The organism is Streptomyces pimonensis, assembly GCF_041380215.1.
Taxonomy (GTDB): Bacteria; Actinomycetota; Actinomycetes; order Streptomycetales; family Streptomycetaceae; genus Streptomyces; species Streptomyces pimonensis.
Genome location: NZ_JAHWZY010000007.1, coordinates 238,567 through 251,187, shown reverse-complemented (window position 1 = coordinate 251,187; position 12,621 = coordinate 238,567). Strand labels below are relative to the sequence as shown.

Sequence of the window (12,621 nt, the reverse complement as noted above, 5' to 3'; positions counted from 1 at the left end):
CGGTGTCCGGCGGGCGGGTCCGTCCTGCGCGGCGGCGTCCTCCCACAGGTCGGCACCCCGCGTACGGTGTACTCCCCGCCGGGCAACGTCCTCGTCGCCGCGTTCACCGGCACTCCGCGCGTCAACCTGCTGCGCGGCCTGGTGGGCGCCCCGCTCGGCGGGGCGATGACCATCAGCCTCGGCAAACGGTTCCTGCGACTGCCCGAACCGCTGTCCCCGGACCACCGGTTGCTGCGGGTGCAGCAGGGGCGCGAGGTCATCGTGGGCCTGCGCTCGGAGGCCGTACGGATCGCCAGGCCCTCCGCCGCGCGGGCCGGGGAGGTGGCGCTCACCGGTCCGGTGGAGCACCTGGAGCTCCAGGGCCACGAGGCCTTGTCCGCTTCGACACCGGCTCCCGCCCCGCGGCCGTCCCCGGCATCGGGGCCCCGCACCCGCGGCCCGAGCGCCCGGACCGGCGCCGCCGCGAGGGCACGGCCCTGCACCGGCTGCGGGAACGGGCCGGCGCACTGTGCACGGGACCGGCGGCCGCCCGGCCCGGACCACCGGATCCGGCCTCCGCCTCCGCCGCCGTCGGGCCCAGCGCACCCGGCGACCTCGTCGTCCGCGCACTCCCGCCATCCGCCTCCGGCACGGCACGCAGACACCGCTTCTGGTCGGCCTCGCCCACCTCTTCGTCTTCGGCCGCGGCGGCGAACGGGTCTGCCCGAATCCGGCACGGCTGCCCGACCTGGAGGAGTGACACCGGCGTGCGGAGACCTCTGGCGCGGGAAAACTAACACCGCTAGTTTAGAACTTCACACGGAATCGAGCGGTCGGACACCGACACCCGCCCCGGAGGAAGCGCGATGAAGGCACACGACGGCATGTACATCGACGGCGCCTGGCGCCCCGCCGCCGGCCCGGACGTGATCGAGGTGGTGAACCCGGCCGACGAACAGGTGATCGCCACCGTCCCCGCGGGCACCGTGGAGGACGTCGACGCCGCCGTGCGCGCCGCCCGCGCCGCCCTCCCCGGCTGGGCCGCCACCCCGCCCGCCGAACGCGCCGCCCGGCTGGCCGCGCTGCGGGACGTGCTCGTGGACCGGCGGGACGAGATCGCCGAGACGGTGACCGCCGAACTCGGTTCGCCCCTGAAGCTCTCGCAGACCGTCCACGCGGGCGTGCCGATCGCCGTGACCGGCTCGTACGCCGAGCTGGCGGCGACGTACGCCTTCGAGGAGAGGACGGGCAACTCGACGGTGTTCCACGAGCCCGTCGGTGTGGTCGGCGCGATCACCCCCTGGAACTACCCGCTCCACCAGATCGTCGCCAAGACCGCCCCCGCCCTCGCGGCCGGCTGCACCGTCGTCGTCAAGCCGGCCGAGGACACCCCGCTGGTCGCGCGGCTGTTCGCCCGGGCCGTGCACGAGGCCGGGATCCCGGCGGGTGTGTTCAACCTCGTCACGGGCCTCGGCCCGGTGGCCGGTCAGGCCCTGGCCGAGCACCCGGGCGTCGACCTGGTCTCCTTCACCGGCTCCACCGCCGTCGGCCGCCGCATCGGCGCGATCGCGACCGGCATGGTGAAGAAGGTCGCCCTGGAACTCGGAGGCAAGTCCGCCAACGTCATCCTGCCCAGCGCCGACCTGGCCCGCGCGGTCAACGTCGGCGTCGCCAACGTCATGTCCAACTCCGGCCAGACCTGCAGCGCCTGGACCCGCATGCTGGTCCACCGCGACCAGTACGACGAGGCCGTGGAACTCGCCACGGCCGCCGCCGCGAAGTACGGCGACCGCATCGGCCCGCTCGTCAACGCCGACCAGCGGGAACGTGTGCGCGGTTACATCGAGAAGGGCGTCGCCGAAGGGGCCCGGCTGGTCGCGGGCGGTCCCGACTCCCCGCACGAGAGGGGCTACCACGTCAGCCCCACGGTCTTCGCCGACGTCACCCCGGAGATGACCATCGCCCAGGAGGAGATCTTCGGCCCCGTCCTGTCGATCCTGCGTTACGCGGACGAGGAGGACGCACTGCGCATCGCCAACGGCACCGTCTACGGCCTGGCCGGCGCCGTCTGGGCCGGCGACGAGGCGGAGGCGGTGGCCTTCGCCCGCCGCATGGAGACCGGCCAGGTCGACATCAACGGCGGTCGCTTCAACCCCCTCGCGCCCTTCGGCGGTTACAAGCAGTCCGGTGTGGGCCGCGAACTCGGCACGCACGGCCTGACCGAGTACCTCCAGACCAAGTCCCTCCAGTTCTAGGGGAGTCGTCACCACCATGGCCGTACGCGCCGCTGTCCTGCCCGCCGTCGGTGCCCCGTTGGAGATCACCGGGATCGACCTGCCCGAACCCGGTCCCGGCCGGGTCCGCGTCCGGCTCGCCGCCGCCGGCGTCTGCCACTCCGACCTGTCCCTGTCCGACGGCACCATGCGCCTGCCGGTCCCGGCCGTCCTCGGCCACGAGGGCGCCGGCACGGTCGTCGCCGTCGGCGAGGGCGTCACCCACGTCGCGCCCGGCGACGACGTGGTCCTCAACTGGGCTCCCTCCTGCGGCACCTGCCCCGCCTGCGCGCGCGGCGAGGTCTGGCTGTGCGCGGGCGCCCTGGCCGGCGCCGCCGAGGTGCACGCCCGCCGCGCCGACGACGGCACCGACCTGTACCCGGGGCTGAACGTCGCCGCGTTCGCCGAGGAGACGGTGGTGTCCGCCTCCTGCGTGCTGCCCGCCCCGGACGGCGTCCCGCTCACCGACGCCGCGCTGCTGGGCTGCGCGGTGCTCACCGGCTACGGCGCCGTCCACCACTGCGCGAAGGTGCGGCAGGGGGAGAGGGTCGCGGTGTTCGGTGTCGGGGGAGTGGGTCTCGCGGCGCTCCAGGCGGCCCGGATCGCGGGCGCGTCCACGATCGTCGCGGTCGACGTCTCCCCGGAGAAGGAGGAGCTGGCCCGGTCCGCGGGGGCCACCGACTACCTCGTCGCCTCGGACACCACCGCCCGGCAGATCCGCGCCCTCACCGGCAAGGAGGGCGTGGACGCGGCCGTGGAGTGCGTCGGCCGCGCGACCACCATCCGCACGGCCTGGGAGTCCACCCGGCGCGGCGGACGCACCACGGTCGTCGGCATCGGCGGCAAGGACCAGCAGGTCACGTTCAACGCCCTGGAGATCTTCCACTGGGGCCGCACCCTCACCGGCTGTGTCTACGGCAACTCCGACCCCGCCCGCGACCTGCCGGTCCTCGCCGGACACATCCGGGCCGGCCGCCTCGACCCGGGGTCCCTGGTCACCGAGCACATCGCTCTGGACGGCATCCCGGCCGCCTTCGACACCATGCTGGCGGGCAAGGGCGGACGGGCCCTGGTGGTCTTCTAGGGCCCGTCGCGCCCCCGGCGGCCCCGGCGCCCGCCTGCCGCAGCGTGCGCGGACGTTCGGCGGCACCCGGGGCCACCTGCGCGACCAGGTCCTCCACCGGCTGCGCCACCCGCGCGTCGGCCGGCCGCACGTACCGGTGCCGTCCCTGCCGTTCCTCGGCCGGCAGCCCGCCCGCGACCGGCTTGCCCAGGTGCTCGCTCGGAGCGGAGGCGGCGACACCGGCGTGCCGGGCCGGCTCGCCCGCCGTCCGGGCCCGCCCGTCCAGCAGCGCCAGCAGGCACGCGGCCCGTGTCTCGTCGGCGGCCGGCGCGGCGAGCCGCGCGAGACCGGCCGCCCGGGGGTCCCTGGTGGTCGTGCCCTCCGGCACGCGGCGCGGACGCTTCGGCGCTCACCGAAGAGTCCGCGCCCTGAAAGGGGCGCGGGACCGTGCCGACGTGCGGCCACCGCCGCGCGGGCGCGACCGGACGACGGCGCCGCAGACGATCGAGGGCACATCGCCGTGCTCCCGGCGGAGCGCTCAGGCGCCGGTTCGCACCTGCTCGTACTGCAGTGCCAGCCCGTCGAGCAGCGCCGTGAGCCCCGCCTCGAAGGCCCGCTCGTCGACCTTCTCCTGCTGCTCGGCGAGCAGATGGGCCTGCCCGAGGTGCGGGTAGTCGGCGGGGTCGTAGGCGCTGGCGTCGTCCACGAAGCCGCCCGCGAAGGAGCCGAGCGCGGAGCCCATGATGAAGTAGCGCATCAGCGCGCCGATGGAGGTGGCCTGTGCGGGCGGCCAGCCGGCCTCGACCATCGCGCCGTAGACCGCGTCGGCCAGCCGCAGCGCCGCCGGACGGCGGCCCGGACCGCGGGCCAGGACCGGGACGATGTTCGGATGGTCGCGCAGCGCGGCCCGGTAGGAGACCGCCCAGTCGTGCAGCGCGGTCCGCCAGTCCCGGCCGTCCTCGAACATCGACAGGTCGACCAGCGCGCTCACCGAGTCGGCCACCGCCTCCAGGATCTCGTCCTTGGTACGGAAGTGGTTGTAGAGCGAGGGCCCGCTCACCCCCAGTTCCGCGGCGAGCCGGCGCGTGGAGACGGCCGCGAGGCCCTCCGCGTCCACCAGCGCACGGGCCGTACCGACGATCCGGTCGGTACTGAGCAAGGGCTTGCGCGGTCGGGCCATGGCGCACATAGTAGGACCGCGACAAGAAACTAGCAGTGCTAATTTAAGGGTGCACGGTCTTCCGGATGTGCACGGTCAGCGGATCCCACATGGAGTGACTCGGTATGAACCTGGAGCTCAGCGAGGAGCAGGAGGCCGTCCGCCGGCTCGCCCGGGACTTCGTGGAGCGCGAGGTGGCGCCCCGCGCCACCGCCTGGGACCGTGCCGAGGAGGTCGACCGCGGCATCGTGAAGAAGCTCGGCGGGGTCGGCTTCCTGGGGCTGACGATCGACGAGGAGTACGGCGGCAGCGGCGGCGACCACCTCGCGTACTGCCTGGTCACCGAGGAACTGGGCCGCGGCGACTCGTCCGTGCGCGGCATCGTCTCCGTCTCCCTCGGCCTGGTCGCCAAGACGATCGCCGCCTGGGGGAGCGAGGAGCAGAAGCGCGCCTGGCTGCCGGGCCTCACCTCCGGGGAGCAGGTCGGCTGCTTCGGCCTCACCGAGCCGGGCACCGGCTCCGACGCCGGGAACCTCACCACCCGCGCGGTGCGCGACGGCGACGGGTACGTCGTCAACGGGACCAAGATGTTCATCACCAACGGCACCTGGGCCGACGTCGTCCTGCTCTTCGCCCGCGCCACCGACGCCCCCGGCCACAAGGGCGTCTCCGCCTTCCTCGTCCCCGCCGACACCCCCGGCCTGACCCGCCGCGCCGTCCACGGCAAGCTCGGCCTGCGCGGTCAGGCCACCGCCGAACTGGTCCTCGAGGACGTGCGCGTGCCCGCCTCCGCGATGCTGGGCGAGGAGGGCAGGGGCTTCTCGGTCGCCATGTCCGCCCTCGCCAAGGGCCGTATGTCGGTCGCGGCCGGCTGCGTCGGCATAGCGCAGGCCGCCCTGGACGTGGCCGTGCGGTACGCGGGGGAGCGGGAGCAGTTCGGGAAGGTCATCGCCCGTCACCAGCTCGTCCAGGAGCTGATCAGCGACATCGCCGTGGACGTCGACGCGGCCCGGCTGCTCACCTGGCGGGTGGCCGACCTGATCGACCGGGGCCGGCCCTTCGCCGTCGAGTCCTCCAAGGCCAAGCTCTTCGCCTCGGAGGCGGCCGTCCGCGCCGCCAACAACGCCCTGCAGGTCTTCGGCGGCTACGGCTACATCGACGAGTACCCGGCCGGCAAACTCCTGCGCGACGCGCGCGTGATGACCCTCTACGAGGGCACCAGCCAGATCCAGAAACTGGTCATCGGACGTGCGCTGACCGGGGTTTCGGCGTTCTGAGTACGCTATGAGTACCTGAGCGGATGTGGCCGCGGCCACATTCCGCCGATGCTTGCCCCCATGAGCGAGACACCGGTCAAGCAGCAGAGCACGGCCGCCTTCTACGGTCAGGCCGTCGCGTCCTTCGGAGTGGCCATGGGCGCCACTGCGGTCGGCATCTTCAACCTCGACACCGACGGCTGGGTCCGCGCCTTCCTGGGCGTCGCCGTCCTGTACCTCGTCACCTCCGCCTTCACCCTGGCCAAGGTCATCCGCGACCGCCAGGAGGCCGGACAGATCGTCAACCGGGTCGACCAGGCCCGCTTGGAGAAGCTGCTCGCCGAGCACGACCCGCTGCAGAAGCTGTGACGACGGGCACGCTAAGCGAGCGCTCACCCTTGCCGGTATGGTGTTGTCCCTGCCAGCGAATGAGGTGAGCGATGAGTACGGCGGAGGAGACGTCCGGTGCCGAGGCGCAACCGTGGGGTGAGGTCACGCCCGACGCGGCCCGGCGGTTGCTGCTCGCCGCCGTCGAGGCGTTCGCGGAGCGGGGCTACCACGCCACGACGACCCGTGACATCGCGGGCCGCGCCGGGATGAGCCCGGCCGCGCTCTACATCCATTACAAGACCAAGGAGGAGCTGCTCCACCGCATCAGCAGGATCGGCCACGAGAAGGCCGTCGCGATCCTGCGCACGGCGGCCCGCGCCGAGGGCACCCCGACCCGGCGGCTCGCCGAAGCGGTCAGCTCCTTCGTCCGCTGGCACGCGGGAGGCCGCACCACCGCCAGGGTGGTGCAGTACGAGCTCGACTCGCTCGGTGCCGAGGCCCGCGCCGAGATCCTCGGGCTGCGCCGCCAGGTCGACGCCGAGGTGCGCGGGATCATCGAGGAGGGCGTGCGCTCCGGCGAGTTCGACGTCGTCGACGTCCAGGGCACCACGCTCGCCGTGCTCTCCCTGTGCATCGACGTGGCCCGCTGGTTCAACGTCGACGGCCCCCGCACCCCCGAGGAGGTCGGCGCGCTCTACGCCGACCTCGTGCTCCGGATGGTCGGGGCCGGGGAGACCGGCCCCGCTCAGAGGTAGTAGCGGGCCACCGACTCGGCCACGCACACCGGCTTGTCGCCGCCCTCACGTTCCACGGTGAACGCCGTGGCCACCTGGACGCCGCCCGGCACCTCGTCGACGGAGGTGATCGTCGCGGTGGCGCGCACCCGCGAGCCGACCGGGACCGGGGCGGGGAAGCGCACCTTGTTGGTGCCGTAGTTGACGCCCATCTTCACGCCCTCGACGGAGATCAGCTGCGGGCCGAACAGCGGCAGCAGCGACAGCGTCAGGTAGCCGTGCGCGATGGTCGTCCCGAACGGTCCCGCCGCGGCCTTCCCCGGGTCGACGTGGATCCACTGGTGGTCCCCGGTGGCCTCGGCGAACAGGTCGATCCGCTTCTGGTCGACCTCCAGCCAGTCGGTGTACCCCAGCTGCTCGCCCACCGCCGCCTTCAGTTCGTCGACGGACGTGAAGATCCTCGGCTCTGCCATGTCCCGGCCTCTCGCGTCACGTAGTCGCAGCGCACCGGTGTGCGCATGCCTAAGCAACTGCTTAGCATGGTGTGCCGGGCGGTCCCTGTCAACGACGACGGCTGCCGGACGGGTGGGTAGGGTTCGGGGGTGCCCCAGCTTCCCGAGAAGATCCACGAGCTCACGGTCGGCCAGCTCTCCGCGCGTAGCGGCGCGGCCGTCTCGGCCTTGCACTTCTACGAGTCCAAGGGCCTGATCGGCAGCCGCCGCACCGCGGGCAACCAGCGCCGCTACAGCCGTGACACCCTGCGCCGGGTCGCCTTCATCCGGGCCGCCCAGCGCGTCGGCATCCCGCTCGCCACGATCCGTGAGGCACTCGCCGAACTGCCCGAGGAGCGCACGCCCACCCGCGACGACTGGGCGCACCTGTCCGAAGTGTGGCGCTCCGAGCTGGACGAACGCATCAAGCGGCTCAACCGCCTGCGCGACCATCTCACGGACTGCATCGGCTGCGGCTGTCTCTCCCTGGACAGCTGTGTCCTGTCCAACCCGGACGACGTCTTCGGCGACCGTCTGACGGGCTCCCGCCTGCTGGCGGATCCCGGCGGCACGCGCCGTGGCGACCGGCCGGAGGGCGAGCGGTGAGCCCGGCCGCACTTTCGTGACCGCGGGCCGTCGCGCCTCCCCCCGCACGAGCGCAGCCGGGGACGGAGGGGCGCCCGGTGGTCGCCGGCAGACGGACCGCGCCGCCCGGGCGTTCCCCGGAGCCAGGGGGCGCGGCATCCCCTGCGCACCCCCTGCCCCCGTCGCCCCCTGCCTCTCAGGCCGACACCAGCAGCCTCGCCCTGCGGGCGTCCGCCAGGGCTTCCGGGGTGAGCACGGGACGCGGCACCAGGATTCCGCAGTCCGTGCAGACCGGGCCCGTCGACGGCTCGTGGTCCAGGTCGAAGCGCCACACGAGCCGCTCCCCCCGGCACACAGGACAGACCGTACCCGGCTCGCGCTCCAGCGCGGCTATCAGCCGCCGCAGCACCTCGGCCAGCGGCTCGCGCGGATGCACCCGCGGATCGTCGCACCAGGCCACGCCGAAACCGCCCCAGGTCAGCCGGTGCCAGTCGTCCACGCTGCCGGGCCTGCGCAGCCCGTCGTGCTTCTCCTTCCTGCGGCGCTCGGCGAACTCCACCTCGTAGGCCAGCCAGACCGCCCGGGCCTCCTCCAGCTCCTCCAGTGCGGCCACGAGCCGCGCCGGGTCGACGGAGCGGTCCTCGGGATCGAACCCGGCCCGCGAGCACAGATGGTCCCAGGTCGCCCTGTGCCCGTAAGGAGCGAAGCGCTCGAGGCACTTGCGCAGCGAATAGCGTCGCAGCGCCGGATCGCACCGCGGATCTCGGACCTGTCTCGCCAGACTTCGGAAACCGGCCATCGTCCTGCACCTCCGTCACACCTGCACCTGTAATCCGGTCACTTCGGCGTCGTCGAACGGACGTCGCCGAATAGACGTATCGACACGCGGATCGGCTCCATCCTTTTCCCGACGGCCCCCGTCGGCCGGCCGCGGGGGCTCACGGACCAACTCCCATGAGCCCTGCTTCAGTTGTGGTCGTCCACGGGGGTACCGGCGGTAACCCGCTCCGTGTCCTCCGCATGGGGAGAAGTCCTTCCTCGACAGTCTGAGAACTCCCGGCGGCTTCCACGGGTTCCTGGAGACTCCGCCGATATGCACGTCCGACGCAAAACGGCGGCGGGCCGCCGCCCGCCGCCGTCCCGCACCGCCCCCCTCAGCGGTAGAGCAGATACTCCCGCCGCGTCCTTCGGAACCCCGCCAGCTCCTCCTGCCAGCCGGCCACCACCTCGTCGGTGTCCGCGCCCGCGTCGATCATGGTGCGCACACGCGTGGAGCCGGTGAGCCTGTCGATCCAGTTGTCCGCGCGCCAGGCGAAGCCGCTCCACGACCGCCTGGCGGTGATCAGCAGGGCGATCCCCGTCCGCACCGGATCGAACGCCTCCCGGTCGTGCACGTGCACCTGGACGCCCCCGACGGTCCTCCCCCGGAACTTGGAGAACGTCGGCGCGAAGTACGCCTCCCGGAAGCGCACGCCGGCGAGCCCCAGCGCGTTCGCCGCCTCCGCCCAGCGCCCGTCGATCCCCTCCGCCCCCAGCAGCTCGAACGGCCGGGTGGTCCCGCGCCCCTCCGACAGGTTCGTTCCCTCGAACAGGCACGTCCCCGTGTACACCAGCGCCGTCTCCGGCGTCGGCATGTTCGGGCTCGGCGGCACCCACGGCAGCCCGGAGGCGTCGTAGAAGTCCGACCGCCGCCAGCCCGACATCGTCACGGTCTCCAACGGCACCGGGGCCGTCAGGAACTCCCCGTTGAACAGCAGCGCCAGTTCCGCCACCGTCATCCCGTGCGCCTGGGAGATCGGCCGGCGCCCGACGAACGACGCGAGCTCCTCGTGCAGCACCGGGCCCAGCGCGGCCCGCCCGGTCACCGGGTTCGGCCGGTCGAGGACGACGAACCGCCTGCCCGCGAGCGCGGCCGCCTCCATGCAGTCGAACAAGGTCCAGATGTACGTGTAGAACCGCGCGCCGACGTCCTGGACGTCGAAGACGACCGTGTCCGCACCGGACACCGTGAAGACGTCGGCGAGTGCCTGACCGCTCTTCAGGTACGTGTCGTAGACGGGCAGACCGGTCGCCGGGTCGTCGTGGCGGCCCTCCGAGCCGCCCGCCTGCGCGGTGCCCCGGAAGCCGTGCTCGGGGCCGAAGACGGCGGCCAGGTCCACCCGGTCGTCGGCGTGCATCACGTCGACGATGTGCCGTGCGTCCCGGGTGACGCCCGTGGGGTTGGTGACCACGCCCACGCGCCGGCCGTCGAGCAGGGCGTAGCCGTCCGCGGCGAGCCGTTCGAACCCGGTGCGCAGCCGCCGGCCACCCCCGTGCGCCGGCCCGGAGGCGGCGGCCGGAGCGGCGGCGGCCGCGGCGGCGGCCGTGGTGGTGACGAGCAGACTCCGTCTGGACAGCTTCATGCGGTGACCTCCGTGAGTGCGGCGGGTGTCATGCCCGCGCACGCTAGCGCGCCCGGCCGCCCCGGGGAACGAACCGGACCGGCCCCGCGCGGAACACCCCTTCCACCGGGCATACCGACCGGTTAGTCTGACGCCGGTAGCCGCTGGGAGCCGCGTCGAAGGAGACCGATGATGCAAGCCGAGCAGGGTGCGAAGGTGGTCGTCACGGGAGCCGGGGGCGGCATCGGGGCGGCGCTCGCCCGCCGCTTCGCCGACCGGGGGGCGCGGGTCGTCGTCAACGACCTGGACGCCGGCCGCGCGAAGGCCGTCGCCGAGGAGATCGGCGGCCTTGCCGTTGCGGGCGACGCCTCCTCGATCGTCGCCGAGGCCCGTGACGCGCTCGGCGGCACGGTCGACGTGTACTGCGCCAACGCGGGCGTCGGCCGCGACGGCGGGGAGCCCGGGGAGCCGCTCGACGAGCGGGGCTGGGCGCTCTCCTGGGACGTCAACGTCATGGCACACGTCCGCGCGGCGCACGCGCTGCTCCCGGACTGGCTGGAGCGCGGCAGCGGACGCTTCGTCTCCACCGTCTCCGCCGCCGGACTGCTCACCATGATCGGCACCGCCCCCTACAGCGTCACCAAGCACGGCGCCTACGCCTTCGCCGAATGGCTGTCACTGACGTACCGCCACCGCGGGGTGAAGGTCCACGCGATCTGCCCGCAGGGCGTGCGCACCGACATGCTCGACGCCAGCGGCAGCGCGGGCGACCTGGTCCTCAGGCCGACCGCGATCGAACCGGAGGACGTGGCCGACGCCCTCTTCCGCGGCATCGAGGAGGACCGCTTCCTGGTCCTTCCGCACCCGGAGGTCGCCGAGTACTACCGGGCCCGCGCCGCCGACCCCGACCGCTGGATCTCCGGCATGAACCGCGTCCAGCAGCACTGGGAGGCCACCCGGTGACCGCCTCCGGTCACGTGGCCCGCGACCGCTCCTCCCCTTCCGGGTGATCTCCTCCGGCGGTGCCCCGCTGCCGCCCGCTCCGGGGGAGGAGTGCCGGGCCGGCTTCGGGCCGTACACCGCAACGGCTGCGGGCTGACCGGGTGCACCGCCCCCTGTGCCTCCGTCCCGCCGCACCCGGAGGCCCCCGTCGACGGGGGCCTCCGGCCTGCTGGCCGTCGGCGTGCCGGGACCCGGCACCGTCGTGCGGATCGTCGACGACCGGGGCGAGGAGGTGTCCTTCGGCGAACAGGGCGGGATCGCCGTGCGCGGCCCGCAGTCCGTGCCCGGGTACCGGCAGCGGCCCGACGCCACCGCCGACGCCTTCCCGGCCGGCGAACTGTGCACGGCGACATCGGCCTCATGGACCCCGAGGGCCGGCTGTACGTCGTCGACCGCAAGAAGGACATGACCGACGCGTCCGGCTCCAGGGTGTGGCCGCGCGAGGTCGAGGACGTCCTCGCGCACCCACCCGGCGGTGTGCGAGGCCGCCGTCGTCGGCGTGCCCGACGGGCACCGCGGGGAGACCGTCAAGGCCTTCGTCGGCCTGCGCCCCGGCACGGAGGCGGACCCGTCCGCGCTCGCCGCGCACGGCAAGGGGAGACTGGCCGCCTACGGGTGTCCGCGCCAGGTGGAGATCCTGCCGGACCTGCCGAGGACGGCCAGTGGGAAGATCCTCCGGCGGGAACTGTGTTCCCCGGCCCACGAGAACCAGCAGCGACACGGAAAGGCGGGTGGCGGCAGTGCCCAGGACGACGGACGGTGACGGGGTTCCTGTGCCGCAGCGGCTCCTGGCCGCCGCCACCCGGCTCTTCGCCGAGCGGGGCTACGACCGCACCTCGGTGCAGGAGATCGTCGAGGCGGCCGGCGTCACCAAGGGGGCGCTCTACCACTACTTCGGCTCCAAGGACGACCTGCTGCACGAGGTGTACGCGCGCGTGCTGCGCCTCCAGCAGGAACGCCTGGACCGCTTCGCGGACGCCGACGAGCCGGTCGAGAAGCGGCTGCGCGGCGCGGCGGCCGACGTCGTCGTCACCACGATCGAGAACCTCGACGACGCGTCGATCTTCTTCCGCTCCATGCACCACCTCGGCCCGGAGAAGAACAAGCAGGTGCGCGCCGAGCGCCGCCGCTACCACGAACGCTTCCGCGCGCTGATCGAGGAGGGGCAGCGGGAGGGCGTCTTCTCCACGGCGACCCCGGCCGACCTGGTGGTCGACTACCACTTCGGCTCCGTGCACCACCTGTCGACCTGGTACCGCCCCGACGGCCCGCTCGGCCCGCAGGAGGTCGCCGACCACCTGGCGGACCTGCTGCTGCGGGCCCTGCGGCCCTGAGTCGCCCCGCCCCCCCACGGCCCGTGGCCCGCCG

12 protein-coding genes and 3 pseudogenes are annotated in these 12,621 nt (G+C 73.4%); 10 read left to right on the top strand and 5 right to left on the bottom strand.

The genetic code is table 11. The features are described from left to right. The 3 genes and pseudogenes from KYY02_RS10200 to KYY02_RS10190 form a co-directional block, all read left to right on the top strand. Positions 1-739 (top strand): annotated as a pseudogene (locus KYY02_RS10200) (sugar ABC transporter ATP-binding protein); the annotation flags it as partial. A 106-nt stretch (positions 740-845) separates the two neighbouring features. Further along, positions 846-2,234: an aldehyde dehydrogenase family protein gene (locus KYY02_RS10195; RefSeq protein WP_371237412.1), complete on the top strand. Its 1,389-nt coding sequence runs from the start codon at positions 846-848 to the stop codon at positions 2,232-2,234. Positions 2,235-2,250: 16 nt separating this feature from the next. Next, positions 2,251-3,336: a Zn-dependent alcohol dehydrogenase gene (locus KYY02_RS10190; RefSeq protein WP_371237411.1), complete on the top strand. Its 1,086-nt coding sequence runs from the start codon at positions 2,251-2,253 to the stop codon at positions 3,334-3,336. A gap of 16 nt (positions 3,337-3,352) precedes the next feature. On the opposite strand, the pseudogene KYY02_RS10185 reads toward KYY02_RS10190, so the two are convergent. Together KYY02_RS10185 and KYY02_RS10180 are read right to left on the bottom strand one after the other, a co-directional pair. Continuing rightward, positions 3,353-3,703, bottom strand: a pseudogene (locus KYY02_RS10185) (ArsR/SmtB family transcription factor); the annotation flags it as partial. Between the two features lie 150 nt (positions 3,704-3,853). Then, the gene (locus tag KYY02_RS10180) at positions 3,854-4,495 is read right to left on the bottom strand and encodes a TetR/AcrR family transcriptional regulator (RefSeq protein WP_371237409.1); all 642 of its coding nucleotides are present in this window, start codon (positions 4,493-4,495) and stop codon (positions 3,854-3,856) included. A 104-nt stretch (positions 4,496-4,599) separates the two neighbouring features. Here KYY02_RS10180 and KYY02_RS10175 point away from each other — a divergent pair, with 104 nt between their 5' ends. The 3 genes from KYY02_RS10175 (at position 4,600) to KYY02_RS10165 (ending at position 6,815) form a co-directional block, all read left to right on the top strand. Next, positions 4,600-5,751: an acyl-CoA dehydrogenase family protein gene (locus KYY02_RS10175; RefSeq protein WP_371237408.1), complete on the top strand. Its 1,152-nt coding sequence runs from the start codon at positions 4,600-4,602 to the stop codon at positions 5,749-5,751. 60 nt (positions 5,752-5,811) lie between these two features. Then, positions 5,812-6,099, top strand: a complete 288-nt coding sequence (locus KYY02_RS10170) for a YiaA/YiaB family inner membrane protein (protein ID WP_371237406.1) — start codon at positions 5,812-5,814, stop codon at positions 6,097-6,099. A 71-nt stretch (positions 6,100-6,170) separates the two neighbouring features. Then, the gene (locus KYY02_RS10165; protein WP_371237404.1) at positions 6,171-6,815 is read left to right on the top strand and encodes a TetR/AcrR family transcriptional regulator; all 645 of its coding nucleotides are present in this window, start codon (positions 6,171-6,173) and stop codon (positions 6,813-6,815) included. Here the strand turns inward: KYY02_RS10165 and KYY02_RS10160 are convergent. Then, positions 6,806-7,267 (bottom strand): MaoC family dehydratase, encoded by a 462-nt coding sequence (locus KYY02_RS10160; protein WP_371237402.1) that lies wholly within the window; start codon positions 7,265-7,267, stop codon positions 6,806-6,808. The two genes, KYY02_RS10165 and KYY02_RS10160, sit on opposite strands and share 10 nt — an antisense overlap. A 129-nt stretch (positions 7,268-7,396) precedes the next feature. Between KYY02_RS10160 and soxR the strand changes: the two genes are divergently transcribed. After that, entirely contained in the window at positions 7,397-7,891 is a 495-nt protein-coding gene (gene soxR, locus KYY02_RS10155; RefSeq protein ID WP_371237400.1) for a redox-sensitive transcriptional activator SoxR, read from the top strand. Positions 7,892-8,066: 175 nt separating this feature from the next. Here the strand turns inward: soxR and KYY02_RS10150 are convergent, their stop codons facing one another. Together KYY02_RS10150 and KYY02_RS10145 are read right to left on the bottom strand one after the other, a co-directional pair. After that, the gene (locus tag KYY02_RS10150; RefSeq protein ID WP_371237399.1) at positions 8,067-8,669 is read right to left on the bottom strand and encodes a hypothetical protein; all 603 of its coding nucleotides are present in this window, start codon (positions 8,667-8,669) and stop codon (positions 8,067-8,069) included. A gap of 355 nt (positions 8,670-9,024) precedes the next feature. Next, a complete protein-coding gene (locus tag KYY02_RS10145) occupies positions 9,025-10,272 on the bottom strand; it encodes an exo-beta-N-acetylmuramidase NamZ family protein (protein ID WP_371237397.1) in 1,248 nt (415 codons plus the stop codon). A 168-nt stretch (positions 10,273-10,440) separates the two neighbouring features. Between KYY02_RS10145 and KYY02_RS10140 the strand changes: the two genes are divergently transcribed. The 3 genes and pseudogenes from KYY02_RS10140 to KYY02_RS10130 all read left to right on the top strand — a co-directional run bounded on the left by KYY02_RS10140 (position 10,441) and on the right by KYY02_RS10130 (position 12,587). After that, positions 10,441-11,214: an SDR family oxidoreductase gene (locus KYY02_RS10140; RefSeq protein ID WP_371237396.1), complete on the top strand. Its 774-nt coding sequence runs from the start codon at positions 10,441-10,443 to the stop codon at positions 11,212-11,214. 37 nt (positions 11,215-11,251) lie between these two features. After that, a pseudogene (locus KYY02_RS10135) lies at positions 11,252-12,016 on the top strand (AMP-binding enzyme); the annotation flags it as partial. Continuing rightward, on the top strand, positions 11,994-12,587 hold the full coding sequence (locus KYY02_RS10130) for a TetR/AcrR family transcriptional regulator (RefSeq protein ID WP_371237395.1): 594 nt from the start codon (positions 11,994-11,996) through the stop codon (positions 12,585-12,587). The pseudogene KYY02_RS10135 and the gene KYY02_RS10130, both read left to right, overlap by 23 nt. Positions 12,588-12,621: the final 34 nt, after the last annotated feature.